Origin of the sequence: Mesorhizobium sp. STM 4661 (assembly GCF_000359125.1) — a bacterium.
Taxonomy (GTDB): Bacteria; Pseudomonadota; Alphaproteobacteria; order Rhizobiales; family Rhizobiaceae; genus Mesorhizobium.
The window spans coordinates 36,239-62,270 of record NZ_CAAF010000031.1; the positions used below are offsets into that span (position 1 = coordinate 36,239).

Sequence of the window (26,032 nt, forward strand, 5' to 3'; positions counted from 1 at the left end):
CGGACCGCTTCACAGGGACACGCGCCCCGGAATGTCGGCCCAGAATTTCCGTGCGGCTTCACACCGTCTTTTCGCCGATTGCCTTGCGCAGGAAGCCTCCCGCTCTGCCGAGCGCATCGCGCGCCTCCTCTACCTCCATGCCGGTGATCACCACCAGGATCGCCAGCTTGACATCCTTGCCGGTCGCCGTAAGTGCCTGGCGCGCCTCCTGCGCCGTGCAGCCGCTGGTCTGCATGATGATCCTGACTGCCCTGGCAACCAGCTTCTTGTTGGACGGGTTCAGGTCCACCATCAGGTTCTGGTAGCTCTTGCCGATGCGGATCATGCTGGCGGTGGTCAGCATATTGAGGACGAGCTTCTGCGCGGTGCCCGACTTCAGCCGGGTCGAGCCGGTCAGAACCTCCGGGCCGACGACCGGCGAGATGGCGATGTCGGCAATACCGGCGATGGTCGAGCGCGGATTGCAGGACAGCGCCACGGTCGTCGCGCCCACTTCTCTTGCATAGTCCAGGCCGCCGATGACATAGGGCGTGCGGCCGCTGACCGCGATGCCGACCACCACGTCGTCAGCCGTCAGTGCAATGTCCTGAAGGTCTTTCATACCTTGCTTTGGATCGTCCTCGGCGCCTTCCGCGGCCCGCACCAGCGCGTCGGAGCCGCCGGCGATCAGGCCCATCACCATGGTCTCGGGCACGCCGAAGGTGGGCGGACATTCAGAAGCGTCGAGAACGCCCAGCCGGCCGCTGGTGCCGGCGCCCAGATAGATCAGCCGCGCGCCTTTCTGGAACGCGAGCACGATCCGGTCCACCGCTGCCGCTATCTCGGGGATGACTTTCTCAACCGCGGCTGCAACGCCTTTGTCCTCGTCATTGATCCTGCGCAGTACGTCGACGGTTGGCAGCAGGTCGATATCCATCGTCCTTGGATTCCGGTCTTCGGAAACCAGCCGCTCCAGCTCCGACATCAACGCTTGTTCGCTCATCCACTTGCTTTCAAACTTCATGCCGTCAGCAGGAATGTGACGCAAAGCGCGACCTTGACCAGTACCGGCGAAACATTGACTTCTCGTGTCGGCGGTTTGGTTTCCGTCTCGTTAACTTTCTAGAATTGGATATTCATAGTGTCAACGAGATACTGGAATAAAATATTCCTATCCTGATAGGCGTTAAACGGCAGCGAGCGACTTCTTGGCCAGGATGATTGCCCCCGAGACGGCATCGCCATCGGCTGGCTTCAGCCGCCGACGCACGTCGGGCGCAAGCCAGGGTTCGAGCGGACTGGACAGCCCTCCCAGCAACGTCACTCGTGGCGCGCCTTTCTCGAACAGCACCCGCACGAATGTGTCGACCTGTTCGGCGGCACTCTGCACGATGCGGCGCCCGACCGCATCGCCCTGGTCGGCATGGCGGATCACCATCGGCGCCAAGGCCGCGTAGTCGGTCGCGGTGGCGCGGTCCATCCAGGCGACTGCCTCGACCGGGTCGTCCTTGAACCGCTGCATGACTTCGCTCAGCAACGCCGTCCGCTCATGCCGCCCATCATGGGCGCGCAGGGCGAGTTGCACCGCCTTCAGACCGAGGTCGGCGCCGCTGCCTTCATCGGAGATCGGAAAGCCGTAGCCGCCGACGCGCAAATCGCGTCCCTCGACAAATCCGAGGCCGATCGAGCCGGTGCCGGCAATGACGATGGCGCCGTCGCGTCCGGAATGCGCGCCAAGGCAGGCGCCGACGCCGTCGCTGACAAAGGCGATGCTGGCGAAGGGATGCGCGATCGCCTTGAGCGCCTCCAGCGCACCCTTGCGGCCGATGCCGGCAAGGCCGACGCCGGCCCGGATCCGGGTGATCTCGCCTTTGCCGAAACCAGCCTCCTCGATCGCCGCGGCAAAGGCTTTCGCAACCGAACTCCAGGCTGCTGCGATGCCGAGCCGCGTCGTTGCCGGGCCTGACAGACCTTGTCCCAGCATCGTGCCTGCCTCGTCCTCGATGCGGGCCCGGCAGCCGGTGCCGCCGCCATCGACGCCGAGGAAATAAGGCGCGGGTGCCGCGTCGCTCATGCGCTGATCCGCTCGATCTCGGCGCCGCAAAGGCGCAGCTTGCGGTCGAGCTGCTCATAGCCGCGGTCGAGATGATAGACCCGGTTGATCGTCGTCTCGCCTTCCGACACCAGCGCCGCCAGCACCAGCGAAACCGAGGCGCGCAGATCGGTGGCCATCACTTGCGCGCCTCTCAGTTTCTCGCCGCCGCGCACCAGCGCCATGGTGCCTTGCAGCTTGATGTTGGCGCCGAGCCGCATCAGTTCGGGTACATGCATGAAGCGGTTCTCGAAGATCGTCTCGCGCAGCAGCGAGGCGCCCTCGGCGCAGCACATCAAGGCCATGAACTGGGCCTGCAGATCGGTCGGAAAACCCGGATAGGGTTCCGTCGTCACGTCGGCCGCCTTGAGCGGCCCACCCCTCGACACGATCAGGCCGCGATCGCCTGGCCAGATCTTCACGCCGGTGGCCTCGAGAAGCTGCACGACCGACGCCATGTGCTCGAGCCGCGCATGGGTCAGCTCGAGCTGGCCGCCGGTGATGGCAGCGGCGACCGCATAGGTGCCGGCCTCGATGCGGTCGGGGATGATGTCGTGCGTGGCGGCGCGCCAGCTCGAGCCGCCCTCGATCAGGATGCGGTGCGTGCCGGCGCCCTCGATCCGCGCTCCCATGGCGTTGAGACAGGCGGCGAGATCGGCCACCTCCGGCTCGCGCGCCGCATTCAGGATTTCCGTCTCGCCTTTGGCCGTGGTCGCCGCCATCATCGCGGTCTCGGTCGCCCCGACCGATGGCGAGCTCAGCACGATGCGCGCGCCTCTCAACCCGTTCGGCGCGGCAGCGACGATCAGTCCGCCTTCGATGGCAATCTCGGCGCCAAGCGCCGCGAGTGCCGCGACATGCATGTCGACCGGCCTCGCGCCGATCGCGCAGCCGCCCGGCAGCGAAACCCTGGCATGGCCGAAGCGGGCAAGCAGCGGACCGAGCACGAGCACTGTCGCCCGCATTTTCCGCACCGTGTCGTAGGATGTCTCCTTGGAAACGGCCTTGCCGGTGTCGATCGTCGCGGCATGGGCCGACCGGGTAACCACGGCGCCATGAAGACCGACCACGCCAAGCATGTTTGCGACGTCGGTGACACCAGGCAGGTTCGTCAGCTCCAGCGGATAGGGACTGAGCAGGGCGGCCGCGATCTGCGGCAGCGCCGCGTTCTTGGCGCCGGAGATCGTCACCGCGCCCTCAAGCCGCTGTCCGCCGACGATCCGCAATTTGTCCATGGCTCTGAACCCGATCCGACGTGCCCAATGCATGTCGCCCAAAAGTGCACAGCGGTTTTGGGATAACGACATGCATAACTCAAAGCGCGGTTTCGAGGTCGATTCTTGACCTAACCCCGCACGCGCTTGACAGTCGATCGATCATTCTTGGCTGTCAATTGGATTTGGAATAAATTATTCCTTGAAATAGCATCGCCGATAGCCGGCCATCGGCCCGGCATCGTCAACGCCGCGGGGGAATGCATGTCCGTCCTGAAGAAGATCGAGGCCAAGCTCGAAGCGATGGCGCCAGGCGATCGCGAGATCGGCCAGTACATTGTCGGCAATCCCGACCAGATGCTGCGCCTGTCGACGGCCGCACTCGCCGCCGAGATCGGCCGCAGCCAATCGAGCGTCGTCAAATTCAGCCAGAAGCTCGGCTATGCCAGCTATCAGGAGCTCAAGCTCGCGGTCTCCGAGGCCAAGGCGCAGGAATGGCAGGTGCCGGCCGGCGTGATCCACGGCTCGATCGAGGTCGGCGACAGCTACCAGGTGATCTTGAAGAAGCTGATCGGCAGCAAGCTTCTGTCGATGCAGCAGACCGTCGCCGCCAACAGCGAGCGGATCATCTCCAGGGTGCTGGAAAAACTGGACGGCGCCCGCCGCATCCACCTGGTCGGCGTCGGCGCCTCCTCGCTGGTGGCGCGCGATTTCTCCTACAAGCTGATGAAGCTCGGCCGCAATGTGCTGCACGACAGCGACAGCCATGTGCAGATGGCCAATGTCTCGACGCTCGGCCCCGGCGACGTGCTGTTCGCGCTCTCCTATTCCGGCGCCAGCATCGAAACCTTGCGCATCGCCGAGCTTGCCCGCAAGCGCGGCACCACGGTGATCGCCGTCACCGGCCTGCACGACAATCCGCTGAGCCGCGTCGCCGACATCCGCCTCTACACCATCGCCGACGAAGAGCGCGCGCGCTCCTCCTCGATCACCGCGCGCGATGCGCAGCTCACGCTGACCGACCTGCTGTTCATCCTGCTCGTGCAAAAGCAGCCGGACGCCAATGATTATGTCCACAACAGCGAGCTGGCGGTCTCGGTGCTGAAGGCCGATCGGTCCTCGTAGCCTCGCCTTAGGTCTTTGTTTTATGCATGTCGTTGCCCCAAAACCGCTGCACACTTTTGGGCGACATGCACTAGAGATCCTTGTTCTTGGGCGGGAGGCCCGCGCCATACGGTCCTTGTTCCTGCCAGGCGTAGACTTCCCAGGTGTTGCCGTCGGGGTCGGAGAAATAGAGGCAGAAGGCGTTCCATTCATAGACCTTCGGCGGCGCGAGCACCGTGACGCCCTTCTCGACCAGTTCGGCATGGACCGCGTCGACGATGTCGGGGCTGTCCACCCGGAAGGCCGTCATCACCTTGTGAACCGGCCGCTCGGCGCCGGCGGCGGGAAAGCCGACATGCTCGGCCAGGTGTTTGCTCTCCCACAAAGCGAGCGTGGTTCCCGCGGCGTCGAAGTCGGCAAAGCCTTCGTTGCGGCGCCGCAGGCGAAAGCCGATCCTTTCGTAGAATTCGATCGAGCGGTCGAGATCGCCAACCAGAAGGCAGACATCGGTTATCGGATGATCGAGGCCAAGCGCCATTGTCGTTCTCCAGAAATCGGTTTGGACATTCAGTTCGGCATCAGCGCGCGGGCGTAGACCGCGACGTTGTCGATATGGACGTTTATGGCCCGGATCAGCCGCGTCTCGTCGCGCGCCATCGTGGCCTCGAAGATCTCGCGGTGCTCGGCGGCGACGGTTTCGGGACCGGGCAGGGCGGACCAGGCAAGGAAACGGTAGCGCTGCGCCTTCATGAATATCTGCGCGCGCAGGAATTTGAGCCAGTGAAGCGGACAGGCCTCGCTGATCGCACCATGGAAGGCGGCATTGCGCTCCTCCCATTCCCTGTCGCCGCGCAGCCCCTTTTCGATCATCCGCCGCTCGGTGTGGGCAAGCTGGTGAAAGGCGGCGATGATGTTGCTTTCCCACACCTCGTCGCCGTGCCGCAGCGCCAGCCGCGCTATGTCGGCCTCCAGCAGCTTGCGCGTCTCGGTGAGGTCGTGGAGATCGGCCTTCGACATCGCACCGACCTGATAGCCGCGATGGCCCTCGAAATCGATGAACTGCTCGGCCGCCAGCCCCGCCAATGCCTCTCTCAGCGGGCTCATGCTGATGCCGTAGCGCTGGCGCAGCGCTCCCATGGCGAGGCGTTCGCCCGGCTTGAAGATGCCGGTGATGATGTCGTTTCGGATATTCTCGGAGACAATTTCGGCCAGCGTCTGCCGATTGTCCTCCGGATTTTTCTGGACCGCGGAATGCCTGCGCATGAAGCGTCTTTCCTCGAAAGATGCGGTCCGTCCGATCGGCGGAGCCGTTCTTCCTATTGGTAGCGTATGACCCGACGCTCGATCGTCGTGACGATGATGAAGATCACGACGGCGAGCGATGACGACAGGATGATGGCGGCGTAGAGCAGGTCCGAGCGGTAGTTGAAGGTGGACTGGATGATGAGCGCGCCGAGACCCTTGTTGGCGCCGATCCATTCGCCGACGATCGCGCCGACGACGCAGGCGGTGGACGAGATGCGCAGCGACGCGAACAGAAATGGCAGCGAGCGCGGCGCCCTCAGCTTCCAGAAGATTTCCAGCGGACTTGCCGAAAGCACGTGCATCAGCTCGCGCTCATTGGCGCTGACCGCGTCGAGGCCCCGCGTCATGTTCACCAGCGTCGGGAAGAAGCAGATGATCGAGGCGATGATGATCTTCGGGAAGATGCCGATGCCGAAGATCAGGATGATGATCGGTGCGATCGCCAGCACCGGAATGGTGTTGAGGAAGAGCACGACGGGGAAATAGGCCCGCTCCACGGTTTTGCTGTAGACGAAGGCGATGGCGAGCAGGATCGCAGCCAAATTGCCGATGAAGAAGCCACTGACGCTTTCGATGAGCGTCGGCAGCAGGTTCTGCCAAAGCAGATAGGGATCGGCCGCGATGCGCAGCGCGACCTGCGCGGGCGTCGGCACGATGAATTTCGGCACGCCGAGCCAAGGCAGCAGAAACTGCCAGATCGCCAGCAGCGACAACGCGCCGAAGGCCGGCAGCGCGATACGGGCGAGGGCGGAGCCTTCCGCGCCTGGGGAACTTGAATTCAGCACGTCCGCAACACCGCCCGCAAATGCGCCATGCTCTGGACGAAACCGGGATCTTCACGGATCGGCCCGACCGCCGCGGCCTTAACAGTGCGGATATCCTCCAGCTCGCGCAGACGCCCGGGGTTGGAGGCGAGCACCGCGACGCGGTCGCCAAGATAGGCGGCCTCCATGACGCTGTGGGTGACGAACAGGATCGTCATCTTCATCGATTGCCAGAGGCCGAGCAATTCGTCGTTGAGGCGGTCGCGCGTGATCTCGTCCAGCGCGCCGAAGGGCTCGTCCATCAACAGGATGCGTGGCCGCGACAGCAGCGCGCGCGCGATCGCCACGCGCTGGCGCTGGCCGCCCGAAAGCTGGTGCGGATAGGCGCTTTCCCGGCCTGCCAGGCCGATCATCCGCAGCAGTTCGGCCGCATCCGGCCCCTCGGCGCCCGAACGCCCGGCGCGCGCCTTCTTGCCGACCTCGTCCGGCAGCCGCAAATTCTCCATGACGGTGCGCCAGGGCAGCAGCGTCGAATCCTGGAAGACGAAGCCGATGTCGCGGCGCCGGCGTGCCGCGGCAGGCGTGTCGCCGAAAACCTCCAGCGACCCGGCTGCCGGGCTGAGCAGATCGGCGACAACACGCAGCAATGTCGACTTGCCGCATCCCGAAGGGCCGATGATCGTCAGGAACTCGCCTTCACGCACCTCGAGGTCGAGGCCGGTCAGCACCAAATTGACGCTGCCCTTGGCGGGATAGCCGACATCGAGGGCGCGCGCGCGGATCGCGAGCGGTCCTGAATCCGTCGTGGAAACGACTTCGGGGCTCGGCTGCAAGCCTGTCGTCATCCGTATTTCGGGCGGTCCGCGGCGGTCATATCGAGAATCTCGGTCGTCGCCGACTCTTCAAGGACCGGCTTGGTAGCGCCCTTGAACATGCCGATCTCGTCCATCAGGTTGATCTGGTCGCCAATGTCCGACGGCTTGAACGACCCCCAGCCGCCTTTCGCCGTATTGGCGTCGAAGGAAAGCCCGAGCACCATGTCGATGGTCTTCTTTTCGACTTCGAGGTCGAGGTTGGGGTAGGCCTTGACCGTGATCTCGACCGACTCCTGCGGATGCTCTTGCGTGTAGCCCCAGCCCTTGGCGACGGCGCCGAGGAAGCGGGCGAGAAGATCCTTGTTGTCGGCGAGTGCGGTCTCGGTGGCGAAATAGACATCGCCCGGGTCGATGACGCCGGCAGCCGATTGCATCATGGTGATGCGGTCAGGACCGATCACCGCAAGCGCGGCCGTGTTGGTCACCCAGCCGGTGACGACGTCGACCTCGCCGGCGACCAGTGGCGTCATGTCGAAGCCCATGGTCGATATATCGAGCTTCGAGGCATCGATCTTGGTCTTGGCCAGCAGCGCGTCGAGCGACGAGCGCGCCGTCGGCTGGATGCCGATGCGCTTGCCGATCAGGTCTTCCGGCTTGTGCACCGGCGCCTTGGGCAAGGAGAAATAGGCGAACGGTCCTTGCTGGTAGCCGGTGGCGAACATCCTGATCGGCGCCCCGGCGGAGCGCGCCAGCAGAAGCTGGGACGAGCCCGAGAACTGTCCGAGCTGCGCCTGGCCTGAAATCACCGGCGCCAGCGTCGCCGAATTCGGCCCGCCGGGGATCATCTCGACCTCGATGCCGGCATCCTTGAAGTAGCCGTTGTGGACGGCCACGACATCGCCGATCTGGCCGTTGCTCATCAGCCAGTCATATTGGATGACCACCTTGGCGGTGTCGGCGCGGGCGCGCGACGGCATCACCAGGCCGATGCCGGGACCGGCGGCGATCATGCCCATGGCGGCGCCGGTCTTCAGGAAATTGCGGCGGCTGAGATTTTTCGCCCAGCCCTTTTCGATCTCGCTCATTCAGACACCTCTCCAAACCGCTTGCCATCCAGCCATGAGTAGATCTCCCAGAGATTCTCATCAGGATCCGTGAAATAGACGCAGCGCGCCCGCCAGGGGTAATCCCTGGGTGGCGAGACGAAGCTCACCCCTTGCGCGACCAGTTGCTGGTAGAGCTCGTCGATCTGTTCGGGCCTCACCACTTCGATGGCCGCGACCGCCTTGTGGACACCCGGTCCCGAGCGCTTGTTGCTGATGCCGGTGGTGGCGGCGATGTGGTCGATTTCCCAAAGCGCCAAGGCGACATGTTCGGTGGTGAAATCGGCGAAACCCTCGGCCCGCGTGCGCAATTTGAAGCCGAGCTTGTCGCGGTAGAAGGCGACCGAGCGCTCGACGTCCTCGACGAGAAAGCAGAAATCCGTAATCGCGGGCATTCCGAAAGGCATCGGCAAAACTTTCGAAACTTGTACTAAGTTTCGAAAACGCTATCATGCTGCACTGCGGTCGTCCAGACGAAATTCGAGCCGGTTAAACAATGCTGAGCAGTTCCCATTGGGGCATTTTCCGACCGGTTGTCCGTGATGGACGGCTTGTTGCCGCTGAGCCATTTGCCGCCGATCCCGACCCGTCGCAACTGCTGCAGTCGGTCCCTTCGGCGATCCATCACAAGAGCCGCGTGCTGCGCCCGGCGGTGCGAAAAAGCTGGCTCGAAAGCGGGCCTGGCGCGCACCCTGAACGGCGTGGCAGCGACCGCTATGTCGAAGTCGATTGGGACGAGGCATTGGACCTGGTTGCAGGCGAACTGAAACGGGTCGTCGCCGGTTTCGGCAATCAGGCGATCTATGGCGGATCCTATGGCTGGGCGAGCGCCGGCCGCTTCCATCACGCCAAGTCGCAGGTTCGCCGTTTCCTCAACGTGCTGGGCGGCTTCACCGATTCCGTCGATACCTACAGCAACGCGGCCGGCACCGTGATCGCCAAGCGCATCCTCGGCACCATCCAGGCTATCGACGGACCAGGGACGAGCTGGTCGAGCATCGCCGCGAACGCCGGGCTGGTCGTGATGTTCGGCGGCATGCCGCTGCGCAACACCCAGATCACCGTGGGCGGGCTCGGCGAGCACACCAGCCGCGACGGTCTCGAAAAGGCAAAGGCGGCCGGCGTCGCCTTCGTCAACATCTGTCCGATCCGCGACGATGCCGCCGCTTTCCTCGAAGCCGAATGGCTGGCGCCGCGCCCCGGTTCCGACACGGCCATCATGCTCGGCCTGATCCACGCGCTGATCAGCGAAGGCCTGCACGACCGGGAATTCCTCGCCAGCCACGCCACCGGCTTCGAACGTTTCGCCGATTATGTGATGGGCGTGACGGATGGTGTGCCGAAGACCGCGCAATGGGCAAGCGACCTCAGTGAGCTGCCGGCCGAGGCGATCCGCGCGCTGGCGCGGCGCATGGCCACCACCCGCACGTTTCTTGTCGTCAACTGGTCGCTGCAGCGCAGCGAGCATGGCGAGCAGCCGTTCTGGGCGGCGATCGCGCTTGCAGCAGCTCTCGGCCAACTCGGGCTGCCGGGCGGCGGCCTGGGCTTCGGCTATGGCAGTATCGAGGGTCTCGGCGGGCAGCGCCGCGCGGCCCCGCGCCCGACATTCCCGACCTTGCGCAATCCGGTCGAGGCCTTCATTCCGGTGGCGCGGATCGCCGACATGCTGCTTAAGCCCGGCGCACCGTTCCAGTATGACGGCCGCGACCTGGCCTATCCCGACATCCGGCTCGTCTATTGGTGCGGCGGCAATCCGTTCCATCACCACCAGGATCTCAACCGGCTCATCGCGGCTTGGCGGCGTCCCGAGGCGGTCATCGTTCATGAGACCTGGTGGACGGCGACGGCGCGCCATGCCGATGTGGTGCTGCCGGCAACCTCGCCGCTCGAGCGCGACGACATTGGCGCGAGCTCGCTCGACCGCTTCATGGTCGCGATGCGGAAAGCCATCGAGCCGCTGGGCGAGGCGCGCAGCGATTTCGCCATCATCGGCGGCCTTGCCGAGCGCCTCGGCCTTGGCGCGGCATTTCACGAAGGTCGCGGCGAAGGGGAGTGGCTTCGGCTGATGTATCAGCGCGCCCGCGAGCGCGCCACGCAAGCCGATATGCAATGGCCGGATTTCGACGCCTTTTGGGACCAGGGCTTTGTGGAAATCCCCGCGGCTGAAAAACCCTATGTGCTGTTCGAGGCGTTCCGAAAGGAACCCGCCCTACACCGGCTCGGCACGCCGTCGGGTCGCATCGAGATCGTTTCCGAGGCGATCGCCGGGTTTGCTTACGAAGACTGCCCCGGCCATCCGACATGGATGGCGCCGCTGGAATGGCTGGGCGGTCCGCTCGCCGCGCGGTTTCCGCTGCATCTGCTGACGACACAGCCGGCCACCCGCCTGCATGGGCAGATGGACATGGGCACGGTCAGCCAGGCGAGCAAGGTCGCCGGCCGCGAGCCGATGCGCATCAATCCGGCGGACGCCGCCGCTCGCGGCATCAGGGATGGTGACATCGTGCGCGTTTTCAACGATCGCGGCGCTATTCTCGTCGGCGCGGTTGTTACCGACGCGATCCGGCCAGCCGTGATCCAGATCGCCACCGGCGCCTGGTACGACCCCGAGACGCCGGGCGAGATCGGCAGCCTCGACAAGCACGGCAATCCCAATGTGCTGACGCCAGACAGGGGCACGTCGAAGCTGGCGCAAGGCCCATCGGCGCAGAGCACTCTGGTCGAGGTAAGAAGGTTCGAGGGAGCAGCCCCGCTAGTGTCGGCATTCGACCCACCGATCGATAGCTGAACAGCTGCTATCAAGCGCTGCCGGCGGAAACGCTCAAGCGGTCATCCGCCTCGGTTGAAACACCTCCGTGCCCTGGCGCAACCCCGTCGCGACGACCGAGACCCTGAATTTTCCTGCCAGCGCCTTGTCGAAAATGGCGCCGACGATGATATCGGCGTCGGTGTCGACCTCTTCTCGTATACGGGTAGCCGCTTCGTCGACCTCGAACAGCGTCATGTCGGTGCCACCCGATATCGAGACAAGAACCCCCTTGGCTCCAGCCATGGAGGCTTCGTCCAGGAGCGGGTTGGCGATTGCCGCTTCGGCCGCTTTCCTGGCGCGGTCTTCGCCCGTGGCTTCGCCTGTGCCCATCATCGCGCGGCCCATGTCGCGCATCACGGACTTTACGTCGGCGAAGTCGAGGTTGATCAGCCCTTCCTTGACGATGAGGTCGGTGATGCAGCCGACACCCGCGTAGAGGACGCGGTCCGCCATGATGAATGCGTCCGCGAACGTCGTCTTGGCGTCGGCGACCCTGAAGAGGTTCTGGTTCGGGATGACGATCACCGTGTCGGCGCTCTCGCGCAGCCTTTCGATGCCTTCGTCGGCCGATTGCATCCGGCGCTTTCCTTCGAAGGTAAAGGGCTTGGTGACGACCGCCACCGTCAGAATTCCCGCTGCCCGCGCAGCATGCGCGATGACGGGTGCCGCTCCAGTACCGGTTCCGCCGCCCATGCCTGCCGTCACGAAACACATATGCGTTCCCGCAAGGTGGTCCATGATCTCGTCGATCGTTTCCTCGGCTGCCGCACGGCCGACCTCGGGCAGCGACCCGGCGCCCAAGCCTTCCGTCACATGGGCTCCCAGCTGGATCAGCCGGGATGACTTCGACATGGTAAGCGCCTGGGCATCGGTGTTGGCGACGATGAACTCCGCGCCCTGCAGGCCTTCGGCGATCATGTTGTTGACGGCGTTGCCGCCGCCGCCGCCGACTCCGACAACCGTTATCTTCGGTCTCATCTCGGAGATTTCCGGCCTCTTCTTGGCGTTCACTGCCCGTCCCTCCGTTGAAAATTCTGGGCGCTGCAAGCAATCAGATGCTTTTCCGAAACCGTCTGGGATCCGATGCCGGCAAGCTCGCGAATCAGGCCATGCTCCCCACCATCAGGGAATCAGAGCGCGAACGCGCCTGCAAGTGCCGCTAGCGAGATTTGCCTGCTTGGTGCTGCTGCGGCATGGGCGCAGATGCGCGAATCCGTCAGAAGCGATGGATGCGCAGCCCCAGCACCTTCTCCGACACGATCACCACCACCAGAGTCAGCACGATCGACACGGTCGAGACGGCTGCCGCTTCCGGCGTGAAATTGGTGCGCAGATAGTCGAAGAGCTGGATCGGCAGCGTCGACGTCCCGATCCCCTTCAGCATGAACGAGATGGTGAAGGTGTCGAAGGATATGATGAAGGCAAACAGCGCGCCGCCGATGACGCCGGGCTTGATCAGCGGCAGCATGATGCGCCGGAACCTTGTCAGGCGGTCGGCGCCCAGCGAGCGCGCCGCCATGTCCCAGGACGGATCGAAGCTTTCCAGCGAGGCCGAGACGTTGATGAAGACGAAGGGCAGCGTGATCAGCACATGGCCGGCGACCATGCCGATCATGGTCGTGGTGCCGATGCCGACCGCATAGACGAAGAACAGCAGCGCGATCGCCGTCAGCACTTCCGGCAGCAGCAGCGGCGCCAGCATGGCAATGCGCACCGCCTCCTTCCAACGGCCGGCATGCTGGACATAGTAGAGCGCGGCCATGGTGCCGATGGTTCCGGAAATGACGGTCGCCATCGCCGCCACCCAGAGCGAGGTGCGGATCGCGCGCATGAACACGTCGTTGTGGAAGAAGGTCACATACCAGCGCAGCGACAGGCCCTGCGGCGGGAACGTCAGGAAATTGCCGGCGTTGAAGGAGGCACCGACGACGACCAGGATCGGCGCCAGCAGGAAGGCGTAGACCAGCAGGCAGTAGAGCGTGAGCACCGGCCGCTTCATGTCCGCGCCACTTTCCATTTCATGCGCGTCAGCCGCGCGAAGATGACGACGCAGAGCGCGCCGGTGACGGACAGCATCAGCGCCAGCGCCGAGCCCCATGGCCACTGGAACGTGTCGATCAGCGCATCGACGACGGTGACGGCCATGGTCTTGACCCTGAGGCCGCCGATCAGCGACGGCGTCACATAGGCGCTGAGCGACAAGACGAAGACGAGGATGCAGCCGGCCTGGATGCCAGGCGTGCAGAGCGGCAGGACGATGCGGCGGAAGGCGGTGAAGCGCGACGCGCCGAGCGAGCGCGCGGCCGATTCCAGCGACGGGTCGACGCCCTGGATCGCCGCCATGATCGGCAGGATCATGAAGGGCAGGAAGACGTGGACCAGCGCGATGACGATGCCGAGCGCATTGTACATCAGCGGCAGCGGGCGATCGATCAGACCCATGCCGGTCAGCGTGCGGTTGATGAGGCCGTTATTGCCAAGCAGGATCGTCCAGCCATAGGAGCGGATGACGATACCGACCAGCAGCGGCGATAGCACCAGCCCATAGGCCAGTGCGCGAAAGCGCATGTTGCCGCGCGCCAATTGCCAGGCGACGGGAAAACCGACGACGAGGCAGAGCGCTGTGGTGATGAGGCCGATCCATAGCGTGTTGGCGACCTGGAGCAGGTAGAAACTGTCGGCGAAGAACTTCGTGTAATTGCCTGTTGTGAAGCCAGGACCGTAAGGCGTGCCTTGCCCCGGCATGCGAAAGCTCATCACCACGATGTTGAGATAGGGCAGGACGAGGAACACGCCGAGCAGCACGGCCGCCGGCGCGATCAGGATCAGCGGGCCAAACCCCTTGCGGCGCGTTGCCGTCATTTTGCCGCCCCGAGCAGCCAGAACCCATCCGCCGGCGCATGCACGCTGACACGGTCGCCTTCGGCGATCCTGATGTTTGGAAAGGTCTGGACGTGCAGCGTCTCGCCCGAATCCAGCGCGATGCGGTAGTCGATGATGCTGCCGGAATAGTAGCGCGCCGTGACCTTGCCCTGCGCTCCGCCCTGGCTCGCGGTTTTGAGCTCGATCGCCTCCGGGCGCAGCGACAGCGTGACGGCGGCGCCCGGCGCGTGGTCCGTGCGGCTGTCGACGGCGACCTCACCAAAGACCGACGCGACGCGGCTCTTGCCCGGTCCGGCCGCCCCGGTGATCGTGCCGCCAAGAATCGTGCCCTTGACCAGGTTCACCTGGCCGACGAACTGCGCCACTTCGAGGTTTTCGGGACGCTCATAGATGTCGGACGGCGCGCCGATCTGGGCGATACGGCCGCCGAACATAACCACCACCCGGTCGGACATGGTCATCGCCTCGGCCTGGTCATGCGTGACGTAGACAGTGGTGATGCCGACGCGGCGCTGCAGATCGCGGATGAAGACGCGCATTTCCTCACGCAGCTTGGCGTCGAGATTGGCGAGCGGCTCATCGAGCAGCAGGATCTTCGGCTCGATGACCAGCGCGCGGGCCAGCGCCACACGCTGCTGCTGGCCGCCGGAAAGCTGGTTCGGATAGCGGTCGGAATAGCCGCCGAGCTGCACCATGTCGAGCACCTCAGCGATGCGGCTCAGCATCTCGGGCTTGGCGATCTTGCGCATCTCCAGCCCGAAGGCGAGGTTCTGGACCACCGTCATATGCGGAAACAGCGCGTAGTTCTGGAACACCATGCCGATGTCGCGCTTTTCGGCCGGGACGTTGACGACATCCTTGCCGTCGAAGCGGATCGCGCCTTCGCTGGCCTCCTCGAAGCCGGCGATCATCTTCAGCGTCGTCGTCTTGCCGCAGCCCGACGGGCCGAGCAGCGAAATGAACTCGCCATCGGCGATGCGGATCGAGATGCCGTCGACCGCGCGTGCGCCGCCGAAGGTCTTGGTCAGCCGCTCGATGCTAACCTCTGTCATGAATGCTCCACTTCACGGGCGATCGACCGCCACCGGAGGCGCGGCTGGCGGGAGACGCGTCTCGAAAGCAAGACGCGTCATCCCGGTTCACTATCAGCCTTTAAAGGATCGTCTTGGCCCAGCGCTCGGCCAGCTCGCCCTGCTTCTCGTTGACGAAATCCCAGTCCCAGGTGAGGATCTTGGTCATCGCCTCGCCCGACACCGGCACGTCGGCCTTGAGATCGTCGGGAATGATCACCTTCGAGTTCGTCGGCGACACGAAGAATTCCTTCGCCATCAGCATCTGGGTTTCCGGCGACAGCAGGAAGTCAGCATATTGATAGGCCAGCTCCTTTTCCGGACCGTTGGCTAGGATCGAGACCGTCTGGTCGAACATGAACATGCCTTCCTCGGGAACGACGCAGTCGACCGGCAGGCCCTGCTTGCGCAGCCGTGCGATCTCGCCGAAATCAAACGGCGCGACCACGATTTCGCCCGAGGACAGGGCCGTGGAAAGGTTGAAGTCGACCTGGATCACCTGGCCCAGCTTGGCGAGAGCGTCGAAGCCGGCATCGACATCGTACTGGTCCTTGCCGAAGATCTTCGAGGCCAGCAGCAGCTCCATCTTGCCGGCGCTGTTGGCGAAATTGTAGAGGCCGATCTTGCCCTTGAATTCCTCGTTGTTCCACAGATCCTTCCAGGCCTTGGGCGGCGTCTTCACCAGATCGGTGCGGTAGCCGATGCCGATCGGGGAGATGGCGCCGGTGGCGCCGAAACCGTCGGCGATCTTGGCCAGCGGATAGAGGTCGTTGTAGTTCGGCAGTTTCGCCAGATCGAGCTTCTCGAAGAAGCCCTCCTTGCGCAGGCCGGAGGCGAACACCTCGTTGGTCATGATGATCGAATAGGGCGGCTTGTCGACGCCGGCGGCGCGCAGATTGGCGCCGAAGACGCGGCCATTGCCGACGTCGAGCGTCACCTTGGCGCCGGAGGCCTTTTCGAAGGCCGGTGCGATGGTCGAGCGCCAGAACTGCTCCCAGACGCCGCCGAGCGTCGGCACGATCAGCGTCTTTTCCTGGGCGATGGCTGGCATTCCGATGAGCCCGGCCGCACTGAGCGCGCCCATTCCGGCAAGCGTCTGTCGTCTGGTCAGTTTCGTCATCACAATTCCCCTTGTTGATTTCTTTTAATCAATTCGTTCTTTGGGACGGCCGAAGCCCTCCATCGTTCAGCGGCCGAAAGCCTGTTTAGTCTTCAGCTCGATATAGTCTCCATAGGTGATCGGCTCGTATTTGGCCTGCTTGCCGTCCGTGCAGAACGGCTCCAGGCAGGAGATCAGCGTCTCCTTGCTGGGATTGACGAAAAACGGGATCGACTGGCGGCGCGAGCTGCCTTTCTTGTTGCGCGGCGGATTGGCGACGCGATGCGGCGTCGACACCCATTCGTCATTGCTCCAGCGCATGAAGGCGTCGGCGATGTTGACGACATAGGCGCCGTCGATCGACGGCGCATCGAGCCAGCGGCCGTCACGGGTCTGCACCTGCAAGCCACCGGACGAGGCCTCCGAACGCAGGATGGTCATGAAGCCGTAGTCGCTGTGAACACCGGCGCGAAGCTGGCCGGGCAGGGGATCCACATCCTGCTCGGGATAATTGATGACACGCAGCGCCGACAGATGGTTCTCGAAGGCCGGCTCGAAATAGTCGGGTTCCAAGCCGATCGCCTGGCAGAAGATGCGGCGCAGGTGCCTCGCCAGCGTCTCCATTTCGGAGAAATAATCGCGAAAGGCGCTCTCGATACCTTCGGGCTGGTCGGGCCATGTGTCGCCCTTGAGGCGCAGGCCGAAATTCAGGCTTTCCTTGTAGTCGCCGGGCGTTTTGATGCCCTTGGTGGCGGCCAGCGCCTCATCGGCGATCGGCGAGAAGGCCATCCCGCCGGTCAGGGCGGCTCCACGCCCATGGCCGCGCTTGTAGCCCTCGGGCAAATCGAAGAAGGCGCGCGCCAGATTGTATAGCCGCATCGTCCGTTCCGGCGACACCCCATGGCCGGTGACGAGGAAGAACCCGGTATCCCGGCAGGCGGTCTCGATGGCTTTGACGACAGCGCCGGCGCCGGCCTCCCCGCGGATGAAAGGCCCGACATCGACGACGGGAATTCCCTGATCTGTTGCTTCGGCTTGAGGCGCGGGCTGCATGATCGCGATCACCTTTCTGTTGCCTTGTTCCGCCTTCGGGACAGACGGTGGAAACGCCGGTTGAACGAAACGTTATAGCTACAAACGAATGTTGACAAGATCATCTGTTGTTGTCCATATCGAAAATGTTCAGCCACGAATTGGACAGGGACGATGGACGACCTTGGAGCACAGGAACAGGCGGTTCTGGATCTCATCGCGGCGAACCCGTTCGCCGGCCAGCAGGACATAGCCACCGCGCTCGGCATCGCCCGCTCGACCGTCGCGGCCCACATCATGCAGCTGGTCAACAAGGGCTACATCCTCGGCCGCGGCTATGTCCTGCCGGCCTCCAAGCGCATGATCTGCATCGGCGGCGCGGTTCTGGACCGCAAGTACCACGCCAAGAAGGATCTGATCTTCGAGAGGTCGAACCCGGTCGACGGCTATCGCAGCTTCGGCGGCGTCGCCCGCAACGTCGCCGAGAACCTTGTCCGCCTCGGCGTCGACGTCAGCTTCGTCTCGATTGTCGGCGATGACGAAACCGGTCGCTCGCTGGTGCGGCATCTGCGCGACCTTGGCGCCGATGTCAGCCAGGTCATCACCACCACGGAGCGGCCGACGGCTGAATACGCGGCCATTCTCGATCTCAACAACGATCTCGTGCTCGGCATTGCCGATATGGAGATCTTCGATCTGTTCTCGCCGTCCTATCTCGACCGCTTCTGGCCGCATCTCGCTTCGGCGACCTGGGTGTTCATCGACTGCAACCTGCCGGCAGCCACCATCGAAGCGCTGATGTCGCGCAAGCAGGGCGCGCGCTTCAAGCTCGCCGTCGACACCGTATCGTCGCCGAAATCGGCGCGCCTGCCGAAGGACCTGACCGGCATCGACCTTCTGTTCACCAATCACGACGAGGCCAATTCGATGCTCGGCATCGCCGATGCCGACAAACGGCTGAAGCCGAAGGAGGCGGCAGCGGCGCTACGCGCGGCAGGTGCCGCCGAAGTGATCGTGACCATGGGCGCGCATGGATTTGCGGTGGCGACCGAGAGCGGCGTGGCGACGATGCGCTCCGTCCCGGCAAGGGCCGTCGACATCACCGGCGCCGGCGACGCGATGATCGCCGGGACCATGTACAAAGTCCTTTCCGGAGATCCCGTGCCTCACGCCGCGCGCACCGGCGCGCTGCTCGCCACGCTGACCACCGAGAGCGAATCCAGCGTCCATCCCGATCTGTCGCCGCGCTTCCTCACCGCCGGCATGTACCGCATTCCCGCCTGAAAGCGAGAAGACCTGAAAGCGAAACGACGATGAAATCTTCCCTTCTTCACCTGAACGACGAGGTTGCGGCGGCACTTCGAGAGGGCCGCGCGGTGGTGGCGCTGGAATCGACCATCATCACCCATGGCATGCCCTATCCGGCCAATCTGGAGACCGCCCGCGGCGTCGAAGCCGTGGTGCGCGAGAATGGCGCCGTGCCGGCGACGATCGCCGTGGTCGCGGGCAAGATCAAGGTCGGGCTCGACGACGGTGAACTGGAAAAGCTGGCGGCGGCAAAGGACGTGGTCAAGGCATCCGGGCGCGACCTTGCCGCCATCATGGTGCGCGGCGGCTCGGCCGGAACCACGGTCTCGGCGACGATGCGGATTGCCGCGCTCGCCGGCATCGGCATTTTTGCCACCGGCGGCGTCGGCGGCGTGCATCGCGGCGCCGAAGCCACCTTCGATATCTCGGCCGACCTGACCGAACTCGGCCAGACCGGCACGACCGTCGTCTGCGCCGGCGTGAAATCGATCCTCGATATCGCCAAGACGCTGGAATATCTGGAAACCCAGCGCGTGCCGGTGATCGCCTTTCAAAGCGACGACTTCCCGGCTTTCTACACGCGATCGAGCGGGCTCAAGGCCGATCATCGCCTCGACACGCCGGAGGAGATTGCACGCGCAATGCTGCTGCACGAGCAGATGGGATCGGGCACCGGCATCCTCGTCGCCAATCCAATTCCGCAAGCGGACGCGCTTGATCCCGCCTTCATCGACGGCACGATCGCGGCCGCGGTGGCGGAAGCCGAAAAACGCGGCATCGGGCGCAAGGAATTGACGCCGTTCCTGCTCGCCCGCATCAACGAGCTTTCGCAAGGCCGCAGCCTGAAGGCCAACATCGCGCTGGTCCGCAACAACGCCGCACTCGCCGCCCGCATCGCCGTGGCGCATGCGGGATCGAAGCGCGAGGCAGCGTAGAGGCGAAGACCAGTCAGCGCCTTGCGGGCTGTGACGTCCCTCTGATTTCGACATACCCAGGAGAACCGCATGAGCGCGCAGGCCACTTACGAGACGATCCTTTACGAGAAGGATGCGACCGACAAGTTCGCGACGATCACCATCAATCGTCCCGACAAGCTCAATGCGATGAACAAGACGGTGATCCGCGAGATCGACAAGGCCCTTGCCGCCGCCGTTGCCGATCCGGACGTCAATGCGCTGGTGATCACCGGCGCCGGCCGCGCCTTCTCCTCCGGCTACGATCTGCAGGGTGGCGATTTCGACGTCGACATCGATTTCTGGCGCGAGGACATGGGCGAGAACGCCGAAGCGCTGCTCAACATCTGGCGCGCGCCGATCCCGGTCATCGCTTCGGTCAACGGATATGCGCTGGCCGGTGCGCTGGAGCTGATGATGTGCTGCGACATGGCGATCGCCGCCGACAATGCAAAATTCGGCGAGCCTGAGGTGCGCCACAATTCCGGCCCGCCGGCGCTGATGATGCCCTGGCTGCTCGCCACCCGCGACGTGCGCTGGCTGATGTATACGGGCGATCTGGTCGATGCCGAGGAGGCGCTGCGCATGCATCTGATCAACAGGATCGTGCCGGCCGATCAGTTGAAGGAAAAGACCGAAAACCTCGCCCGCAAGCTGGCGCGCATGCCGGTGCCGGCGCTTAAATTCACCAAGGCGTCGATCAACAACCAGCAGATGGTGGCCGGGCTGCTGCCGTCCTTCCAGTACAATATCGAGGCGATCGCGGCGCTGCACGTGACCAAGCAGGGCCGCGAATGGATGGCGAACCTCGCCAAGATGAGCCTCAAGGAATACCTCGCGTTCCGCGACGGCCCCTTCAAGGGCCTCGACTGAGCCGTGATCGGCTTTGCCGCTTCGCGTGAGGCGATGCGGGCGCTGATGGCGCCGCGTTCGGTCGCCGTCATCGGCGCGACGGAACGCGCCGATGCGTCGTCGAGCTATGTCATGCGCAATCTCAAGGCGTTCGGATTCTCCGGCGCCATCATCCCGGTGCATCCGAAGGCCGAAACGGTGTTCGGCATTGCGGCCATCCCGTCGCTCGACCGGCTCGACGCGCCGGCCGACGTGGCGGTGATCGGCATCGGCGCGGCGCACGTGCTGGGCGCGCTCGAAGATGCCGGCAAGGCCGGCGTCAAGGCGGCCGTCGTGCTGGCCAGCGGCTTTGCCGAAACCGACGGGGAAGGCAAGGCGCGGCAGCAGGCGCTGGTCGGGATCGCGCGAAAATACGGCATGGCGATCTGCGGGCCGAACTGCCTCGGCCTGTTCAATTTGCAAAGCGGTGCGGCGCTTTACTCCTCGACGCTGTCGCCCAACCTCAGGAGAGGCCAGCTTGCCATCCTGTCGCATTCCGGCGCCAGCGCCATCGCGCTCGCCAACACCGGGCGCTTCGGCCTGAGCCACATCGTCTCCTGCGGCAACAGCGCGGCGACCGATCTTCCCGACTATCTCTCTTATCTCGCCGATGATGAGGCGACGCGCGTCATTGGACTTGTCGTGGAAGCGATCCGCGATCCCGCCGCGTTCACCTCAGCGATGCGGGCGGCGCATGCCACCGGAAAGCAGGTGATTGCACTGCGTGCCGGCAAGTCGAGCAAGGGCGCGGAAGCCGCCGCCGCGCATACCGGTTCGCTCGCTGCCGCCAACGAAGCCTATGAAGTCTTCTTCCGGCGGACCGGCGTGATCGAGGTCGCCGACATGGACGAGTTCGTCGAGACCGCAGCACTTTGCCTGTCGTTGAAGGCGAGGCTCGCGCGCAAGGGCGTCGCGGTCGTTGGGGTTAGCGGCGGCGGTGTCGCCCATGTCTCCGACATCGCCGAGCAGGTCGGCATCGACCTGCCGGAATTTTCGCAAAACACCATCGCGCGGCTGAAGGCCGTGCTGCCGCCTTTCGCCACGCCGCGGAATCCGGTCGACACCACGGGTGTCGTTTTCGCCGATGGCGGGATCTATCGCGGCGTGCTCGAAATCCTGGCGCAGGATCCCGCCGTCGGCCTGATCGTCGCCGCGCAGGACGCGCCTGTCGGCCTCGATGCTGCGGGCGCCGCCGAATATGCCGGCATTGCCGATGCCGTCGCCGCCTACACAAAGGACGCGACCGTTCCGGTTGCCTTCATCAGCAACCTGTCCTCCGGACACCATCCAGCTGTCAGGGAACGGCTTGCCGGCGTCCCGGTGCTCAACGGCACGCGCGCTGCGCTCAATGCCGTGCGACGGCTTCTGGACGCGACCGGCGTCACGATACCGAACGCCCCGGCGATCGAATCGGCCGGCGAAAACGATCCCTGGGCAGAGCGCCTCGCCACCGGTGGGAAATTGACCGAACGGGAGGCCAAGCAGTTGCTGGCCGAGAACGGGCTGCCGGTCACTCGCGAGCGTCTGGCGGTCACGGCGCAAGAGGCAGTCGAGGCGGCCGAGGCGATCGGCTTTCCGGTCGTGCTGAAGATCGAATCGCCCGACATTCCTCACAAGACCGAAGCCGGCGGCGTGCGGCTCGGCATAGGCAGTGCCGCCGAAGCTGCCGAAGCCTTCGCGGCGATCATGCAAAGCGCTCGCGCTCACGCGCCGGATGCGGAACTGCGCGGCGTGGTGGTGCAGGAAATGGCCGGACGCGGCGTGGAAGCGCTGGTCGGTCTGATCCGGCACGAGCCGTTCGGCCTCGGAATTGTCGTCGGCGTCGGCGGCGTTCTGGTCGAACTGGTCAAGGACGCCGCTTTCGATCTCTTGCCTATCGACCGCGTGTCGGCCGAGGCGCTGATCGACCGGACGCGCTTGGCCGCTCTGCTCAAGGGTTTTCGTGGCGCGCCACAAGCCGACCGGGCAGCGCTGGTCGAGACGATCATGGCGCTGTCGGATTTTGCCGGCCGCTACGGCCATCTGATCGAGGCCGTCGACCTCAATCCTGTCGTCGTCTTCGAGAAAGGCGTCAGCGTCCTCGATGCGCTGGTGATCTCCAGAGGCGCTTAAGCCTTTGTTTCCAGGCGGCTTTCCTTGCCCAATCTTTCCAGCAGCGTTGCCTTCTTCTTCTCGAAGCGTTCGACCGCCGCCATCTTGACGTGGCCGAAGCCGCGCACCTCTTCCGGCAGCCGCGCAAGCTCGGTCGCCACGGCATGGTTGCCTTGCGTCAGCCGCGCCGAAAGATCCGATATCAGCCTTTCATAATCAGCGATCATCCGCCGTTCCATCCGCCGCTCTTCGGTGCGCCCGAACGGATCGAAGCGCGTCCCACGCACGCCCTTCAATCGCGCCAGCACCGCGAAGACGGGATTGATCCAGGCGCCGAAGGCGATCTTGCCTGGATGGCCGGTGCGTGGATCGATGCGCGAGATCATCGGCGGTGCAAGATGATGCCTGATCCTGAAATCGCCCTCGAACTGCTCGGCCAGTTTTTTCCTGAACGACTGGTCGCGATGCAGCCGCGCCACTTCATATTCGTCCTTGTAGGCCATCAGCTTGAAGGCGCCGACCGCCACGGCCCTGGCGAAGTCCTCGGCGTCGGCCGAGATCCCGGCTTCGGCGGCGCGCGCGGTCTCCACCAGCCTGCGGTAACGGTTCGCATAGGCGGCGTCCTGGTAGCCGGTCAGGAATGCCATCCGGCGCGCAACCATGGCGTCGAGCGTCTCCGGTTGCGGCGCCTCGGCGCTGCCCGTCCGCGCAGCATCCAGTACCGCCGCAAGGTCGATCGCCGCGCGGCGGCCCCAGCCGAAAGCGGTGCGGTTCATGGCGACGCCGGCGTCGTTCATCTCGATCGCCCTGTCGATTGATTCCAGGCTGATCGGCACCAGTCCGCGCTGCCAGGCATTGCCGAGCAGGAACATGTTGGCGGCGATGGCATCGCCCATCAGCGCAAGGCCGAGCCTGGTCGCAGGGATCAACGTGATCGCCTCTTCGCCGGCCGCCCGGCGCAATTGCTTCAGCGTCGCTTCCTGGCGGAAGTCGATCGCGGTGTTCTGCACGAAGGACGCCGTCGGCGCGAAATGATCGTCGAGCACGGCTCTTGTGCGGCCTTGCGCGAAGGTCGCAAGCGAAGCTGCCGCCGCCGCCACGACGATGTCGAAGCCAAGCACAAGGTCGGCCTCGCCGGGGCCGATCCTGACCGTGTTGAGCAATTCAGGATCGCGCGCCAGCCTGATATGCGAGACCACGGCGCCGTTCTTTTGCGCCAGCCCGGTCTGGTCGAGGGTCAGCAGGCCGAGCCCGTCGAGATGGGCCGCCTGGGACAGGATGGCGCTGACCGTGATGACGCCGGTGCCGCCAATGCCGGCCAGGAGCATGTTGTAGGGGCGATCGAGCGCCGGCAGCGCCGGCATCGGCAGGCCGTCGGAGCCAGCCGCCACCGTACGTGCCTTCGGCTTGCGGATAGCGCCCCCTTCCACCGTCACGAAGCTCGGGCAAAAACCCTTGATGCAGGACAGGTCGGTGTTGCAGCTCGACTGGTTGATCCTGCGCTTGCGGCCGAACTCGGTTTCCTCAGGCTCGATCGAAATGCAGTTGGAGACGGAAGAGCAATCGCCGCAGCCTTCGCAGACCAGTTCGTTGATGAAGGCGCGTTTTGGCGAGACCGGATAGGCGCCGCGCTTGCGCCGGCGGCGTTTTTCGGCGGCGCAGACCTGGTCGAAGACCAGCACCGTCACGCCCTCGATCTCCCTGAGCTCGCGCTGCACGGCGTCGAGCTCGTCGCGATGGTGGACGGTCACGGACCGCGGCAGGACGCCCGCCCAGGCCTCGGGCTTTTCGGACACGACGACGACGCGTTTCGCGCCCTCCGCCAGCGTCTGCTCGACGATGGAGGGCACCGAGACCTCGCCGTCATGGCGCTGGCCGCCGGTCATGGCGACGGCATCGTTGTAGAGGATCTTGTAGGTGGCGCTGACCTTGGCGGCGATCGCCGCACGAATGGCCAGCAGTCCGGAATGGAAATAGGTGCCGTCGCCCATATTGACGAAAATGTGCTTCTCGTCGGTGAACGGCGACAGTCCGATCCACGAGCCGCCTTCGCCGCCCATCTGGGTGAAGGTGGAGGTCTCGCGCTCCATGCCGATGACCATCATGTGGCAGCCGATGCCGGTCGAGGCGCGGCTGCCGTCGGGCACCACGGTGGAGATCGAGTGCGGGCAGCCGGAGCAGAAATAGGGGTCGCGCTTTAAAGCGATCACCTCGCCGGGTGCCGACGCCGCGACGGCCTCGATCGTCTTCATGCGCCGGCCAAGCTCCGCGTCCGGCGCGCCGAGTCGCGAGACGATGGCGCGCGCGACCGAAACGGCGCTGATCTCGCCGATCGAAGGCAGCAGCGGCGCGCCGCGCTCGTCCGTCTTGCCGAAGACGCGGGGGCGATCGGGTGCGTTGAACAGCAGCGCCTTGATCTGGTCCTCTATCACCGGCCGTTTCTCCTCGACGACGAGGATTTCCTCCAGCCCCTCAGTGAAAGCCTTGAGCCCTTGCGGCTCGAGCGGCCAGACCATGCCGACCTTGTACAGCCGGATGCCAAGCTCGGCCGCGCGCCGCTCGTCGATGCCGAGCGCTGCCAGCGCGCCGAGCAGGTCGAGCCACGACTTACCGGTGGAGACGATGCCGAGCCGCGCCTTGCCGCCGCCATGCACGATGCGGTCGATGCCGTTGGCGTGGGCAAAGGCATGCACCGCCGCCATCTTGTGTTCGATGCGGCGCTCCATTGCATGCGGGCCGTCCGGCCAGCGCAGCGACAGGCCATCGGCGGGCAACGCCAGGTCCGGCATGACGATACCGAGTCGTGCCGGGTCGACATCGACGGTCGCCGTGCATTCGACGATCTCGGTCTGGCACTTGAAGCCGATCCAGGCGCCGCAATAGCGGCTCATCGCCCAGCCGAGCAGGCCATAGTCGATATATTCGCCGACGCCGCCCGGCGACAGCAGCGGCACCATGGCCGAGATCAGATTGTGCTCGCTCTGGTGCGGCAGCGTCGAGGAGACGGCGCCGTGATCGTCACCGGCCAGAAGCAGCACGCCGCCATGGCGATTGGTGCCGACGGCATTGGCGTGGCGGATGACGTCCATCGTCCGGTCGACGCCGGGACCCTTGCCGTACCACATGGAAAACACGCCATCGTAGCGCGAACCCGCGAACATGCCGGTTTGCTGCGTGCCCCAGACCGCGGTCGCGGCCATGTCCTCGTTGAGGCCGGGATGGAAGACGACATGGTTCGCCCTGAGATATTTGCCGGCGCGCTGCATCTCGCGGTCGAAACCGGCCAGCGGCGAGCCGCGATAGCCCGAGACATAGCCGGCCGTGTTGAGGCCAGCAGCAAGGTCACGCTGGCGCTGGACGAGCGGCAGCCGCACCAGCGCCTGCGTGCCAGAGACCAGGATGCGGCCGCGCTCGAGCGCATAACGATCGTCGAGGCTGACTGGGACCGCATTCGCCTGGCCGGCTTTCGGGAGAGCGGCAGCCGTTGTCATCCGGGCACTCCTTCACGCAATATTTTGTA

At 64.7% G+C, this 26,032-nt stretch carries 22 protein-coding genes; 6 read left to right on the top strand and 16 right to left on the bottom strand.

The annotated features are described in order from the left end of the window. Positions 1–58: 58 nt before the first annotated feature. The 3 genes from murQ to murA form a co-directional block, all read right to left on the bottom strand. Positions 59–982, bottom strand: a complete 924-nt coding sequence (gene murQ / locus MESS4_RS10950) for an N-acetylmuramic acid 6-phosphate etherase (RefSeq protein ID WP_036241065.1) — start codon at positions 980–982, stop codon at positions 59–61. 183 nt (positions 983–1,165) lie between these two features. After that, positions 1,166–2,053 carry an N-acetylglucosamine kinase gene (locus MESS4_RS10955; protein ID WP_006329971.1) on the bottom strand — a complete coding sequence of 296 codons (888 nt, stop codon included), beginning with the start codon at positions 2,051–2,053 and terminating at the stop codon, positions 1,166–1,168. Next, on the bottom strand, positions 2,050–3,306 hold the full coding sequence (gene murA / locus MESS4_RS10960; RefSeq protein WP_006329972.1) for a UDP-N-acetylglucosamine 1-carboxyvinyltransferase: 1,257 nt from the start codon (positions 3,304–3,306) through the stop codon (positions 2,050–2,052). Before murA ends, MESS4_RS10955 begins: the two co-directional genes overlap by 4 nt. Before the next feature lie 243 nt (positions 3,307–3,549). On the opposite strand from murA, the gene MESS4_RS10965 reads away from it, so the two are divergent. After that, entirely contained in the window at positions 3,550–4,410 is an 861-nt protein-coding gene (locus tag MESS4_RS10965) for a MurR/RpiR family transcriptional regulator (RefSeq protein WP_006329973.1), read from the top strand. 70 nt (positions 4,411–4,480) lie between these two features. On the opposite strand, the gene MESS4_RS10970 is transcribed toward MESS4_RS10965, so the two are convergent. From MESS4_RS10970 to MESS4_RS10995, 6 genes are read right to left on the bottom strand one after another with little or no spacing between them, the layout of a single operon-like run. After that, positions 4,481–4,927 carry a VOC family protein gene (locus tag MESS4_RS10970; protein WP_006329975.1) on the bottom strand — a complete coding sequence of 149 codons (447 nt, stop codon included), beginning with the start codon at positions 4,925–4,927 and terminating at the stop codon, positions 4,481–4,483. A gap of 29 nt (positions 4,928–4,956) precedes the next feature. Beyond that, positions 4,957–5,652 carry an FCD domain-containing protein gene (locus MESS4_RS10975; protein ID WP_006329976.1) on the bottom strand — a complete coding sequence of 232 codons (696 nt, stop codon included), beginning with the start codon at positions 5,650–5,652 and terminating at the stop codon, positions 4,957–4,959. A gap of 53 nt (positions 5,653–5,705) precedes the next feature. Further along, a complete protein-coding gene (locus MESS4_RS10980) occupies positions 5,706–6,479 on the bottom strand; it encodes an ABC transporter permease (RefSeq protein ID WP_006329977.1) in 774 nt (257 codons plus the stop codon). Further along, a complete protein-coding gene (locus tag MESS4_RS10985; RefSeq protein ID WP_006329978.1) occupies positions 6,473–7,303 on the bottom strand; it encodes an ABC transporter ATP-binding protein in 831 nt (276 codons plus the stop codon). The genes MESS4_RS10980 and MESS4_RS10985 overlap by 7 nt, the downstream gene beginning before the upstream one ends. Beyond that, complete coding sequence (locus MESS4_RS10990) at positions 7,300–8,358, bottom strand: ABC transporter substrate-binding protein (protein WP_006329980.1); 1,059 nt, start codon at positions 8,356–8,358, stop codon at positions 7,300–7,302. Before MESS4_RS10990 ends, MESS4_RS10985 begins: the two co-directional genes overlap by 4 nt. Further along, positions 8,355–8,771 carry a VOC family protein gene (locus MESS4_RS10995; RefSeq protein WP_006329982.1) on the bottom strand — a complete coding sequence of 139 codons (417 nt, stop codon included), beginning with the start codon at positions 8,769–8,771 and terminating at the stop codon, positions 8,355–8,357. The genes MESS4_RS10990 and MESS4_RS10995 overlap by 4 nt, the downstream gene beginning before the upstream one ends. A gap of 101 nt (positions 8,772–8,872) precedes the next feature. On the opposite strand from MESS4_RS10995, the gene MESS4_RS11000 reads away from it, so the two are divergent. Then, entirely contained in the window at positions 8,873–11,164 is a 2,292-nt protein-coding gene (locus MESS4_RS11000; RefSeq protein ID WP_006329984.1) for a molybdopterin-dependent oxidoreductase, read from the top strand. Between the two features lie 33 nt (positions 11,165–11,197). Here MESS4_RS11000 and ftsZ read toward each other — a convergent pair whose 3' ends face one another. The 6 genes from ftsZ to MESS4_RS11030 all read right to left on the bottom strand — a co-directional run bounded on the left by ftsZ (position 11,198) and on the right by MESS4_RS11030 (position 17,290). Further along, positions 11,198–12,196 (bottom strand): cell division protein FtsZ, encoded by a 999-nt coding sequence (ftsZ, locus tag MESS4_RS11005; RefSeq protein ID WP_006329985.1) that lies wholly within the window; start codon positions 12,194–12,196, stop codon positions 11,198–11,200. 205 nt (positions 12,197–12,401) lie between these two features. Next, entirely contained in the window at positions 12,402–13,202 is an 801-nt protein-coding gene (locus tag MESS4_RS11010) for an ABC transporter permease (RefSeq protein WP_244441115.1), read from the bottom strand. Further along, positions 13,181–14,047, bottom strand: coding sequence for an ABC transporter permease (locus tag MESS4_RS11015; protein ID WP_006329987.1), 867 nt, complete (start codon positions 14,045–14,047; stop codon positions 13,181–13,183). Before MESS4_RS11015 ends, MESS4_RS11010 begins: the two co-directional genes overlap by 22 nt. Beyond that, the gene (locus MESS4_RS11020) at positions 14,044–15,120 is read right to left on the bottom strand and encodes an ABC transporter ATP-binding protein (RefSeq protein ID WP_006329988.1); all 1,077 of its coding nucleotides are present in this window, start codon (positions 15,118–15,120) and stop codon (positions 14,044–14,046) included. Before MESS4_RS11020 ends, MESS4_RS11015 begins: the two co-directional genes overlap by 4 nt. 100 nt (positions 15,121–15,220) lie before the next feature. After that, positions 15,221–16,258, bottom strand: coding sequence for an ABC transporter substrate-binding protein (locus tag MESS4_RS11025; protein ID WP_006329990.1), 1,038 nt, complete (start codon positions 16,256–16,258; stop codon positions 15,221–15,223). A gap of 66 nt (positions 16,259–16,324) precedes the next feature. Further along, entirely contained in the window at positions 16,325–17,290 is a 966-nt protein-coding gene (locus MESS4_RS11030; protein ID WP_006329992.1) for a 2OG-Fe(II) oxygenase family protein, read from the bottom strand. Between the two features lie 153 nt (positions 17,291–17,443). On the opposite strand from MESS4_RS11030, the gene MESS4_RS11035 reads away from it, so the two are divergent. The 4 genes from MESS4_RS11035 (at position 17,444) to MESS4_RS11050 (ending at position 22,533) form a co-directional block, all read left to right on the top strand. After that, positions 17,444–18,553 (top strand): carbohydrate kinase, encoded by a 1,110-nt coding sequence (locus MESS4_RS11035; protein WP_006329994.1) that lies wholly within the window; start codon positions 17,444–17,446, stop codon positions 18,551–18,553. 29 nt (positions 18,554–18,582) lie between these two features. Beyond that, positions 18,583–19,512: a pseudouridine-5'-phosphate glycosidase gene (locus MESS4_RS11040; RefSeq protein WP_006329996.1), complete on the top strand. Its 930-nt coding sequence runs from the start codon at positions 18,583–18,585 to the stop codon at positions 19,510–19,512. Between the two features lie 69 nt (positions 19,513–19,581). Further along, positions 19,582–20,403, top strand: coding sequence for an enoyl-CoA hydratase/isomerase family protein (locus tag MESS4_RS11045; RefSeq protein ID WP_006329998.1), 822 nt, complete (start codon positions 19,582–19,584; stop codon positions 20,401–20,403). Positions 20,404–20,406: 3 nt separating this feature from the next. Next, positions 20,407–22,533, top strand: coding sequence for an acetate--CoA ligase (locus MESS4_RS11050; RefSeq protein WP_006330004.1), 2,127 nt, complete (start codon positions 20,407–20,409; stop codon positions 22,531–22,533). Here MESS4_RS11050 and MESS4_RS11055 read toward each other — a convergent pair. Further along, positions 22,530–26,003, bottom strand: coding sequence for an indolepyruvate ferredoxin oxidoreductase family protein (locus MESS4_RS11055; protein WP_006330005.1), 3,474 nt, complete (start codon positions 26,001–26,003; stop codon positions 22,530–22,532). The genes MESS4_RS11050 and MESS4_RS11055 overlap by 4 nt on opposite strands. Positions 26,004–26,032: the final 29 nt, after the last annotated feature.

Coding starts and splice junctions, on each gene's coding strand:
- murQ (WP_036241065.1), bottom strand. CDS start 982: ATGAGCGAACAAGCGTTGATGTCGGAGCTGGAGCGGCTGGTTTCCGAA.
- MESS4_RS10955 (WP_006329971.1), bottom strand. CDS start 2,053: ATGAGCGACGCGGCACCCGCGCCTTATTTCCTCGGCGTCGATGGCGGC.
- murA (WP_006329972.1), bottom strand. CDS start 3,306: ATGGACAAATTGCGGATCGTCGGCGGACAGCGGCTTGAGGGCGCGGTG.
- MESS4_RS10965 (WP_006329973.1), top strand. CDS start 3,550: ATGTCCGTCCTGAAGAAGATCGAGGCCAAGCTCGAAGCGATGGCGCCA.
- MESS4_RS10970 (WP_006329975.1), bottom strand. CDS start 4,927: ATGGCGCTTGGCCTCGATCATCCGATAACCGATGTCTGCCTTCTGGTT.
- MESS4_RS10975 (WP_006329976.1), bottom strand. CDS start 5,652: ATGCGCAGGCATTCCGCGGTCCAGAAAAATCCGGAGGACAATCGGCAG.
- MESS4_RS10985 (WP_006329978.1), bottom strand. CDS start 7,303: ATGACGACAGGCTTGCAGCCGAGCCCCGAAGTCGTTTCCACGACGGAT.
- MESS4_RS10990 (WP_006329980.1), bottom strand. CDS start 8,358: ATGAGCGAGATCGAAAAGGGCTGGGCGAAAAATCTCAGCCGCCGCAAT.
- MESS4_RS10995 (WP_006329982.1), bottom strand. CDS start 8,771: ATGCCCGCGATTACGGATTTCTGCTTTCTCGTCGAGGACGTCGAGCGC.
- MESS4_RS11000 (WP_006329984.1), top strand. CDS start 8,873: ATGCTGAGCAGTTCCCATTGGGGCATTTTCCGACCGGTTGTCCGTGAT.
- MESS4_RS11010 (WP_244441115.1), bottom strand. CDS start 13,202: ATGGAAAGTGGCGCGGACATGAAGCGGCCGGTGCTCACGCTCTACTGC.
- MESS4_RS11015 (WP_006329987.1), bottom strand. CDS start 14,047: ATGACGGCAACGCGCCGCAAGGGGTTTGGCCCGCTGATCCTGATCGCG.
- MESS4_RS11020 (WP_006329988.1), bottom strand. CDS start 15,120: ATGACAGAGGTTAGCATCGAGCGGCTGACCAAGACCTTCGGCGGCGCA.
- MESS4_RS11025 (WP_006329990.1), bottom strand. CDS start 16,258: ATGACGAAACTGACCAGACGACAGACGCTTGCCGGAATGGGCGCGCTC.
- MESS4_RS11030 (WP_006329992.1), bottom strand. CDS start 17,290: ATGCAGCCCGCGCCTCAAGCCGAAGCAACAGATCAGGGAATTCCCGTC.
- MESS4_RS11035 (WP_006329994.1), top strand. CDS start 17,444: ATGGACGACCTTGGAGCACAGGAACAGGCGGTTCTGGATCTCATCGCG.
- MESS4_RS11040 (WP_006329996.1), top strand. CDS start 18,583: ATGAAATCTTCCCTTCTTCACCTGAACGACGAGGTTGCGGCGGCACTT.
- MESS4_RS11045 (WP_006329998.1), top strand. CDS start 19,582: ATGAGCGCGCAGGCCACTTACGAGACGATCCTTTACGAGAAGGATGCG.
- MESS4_RS11055 (WP_006330005.1), bottom strand. CDS start 26,003: ATGACAACGGCTGCCGCTCTCCCGAAAGCCGGCCAGGCGAATGCGGTC.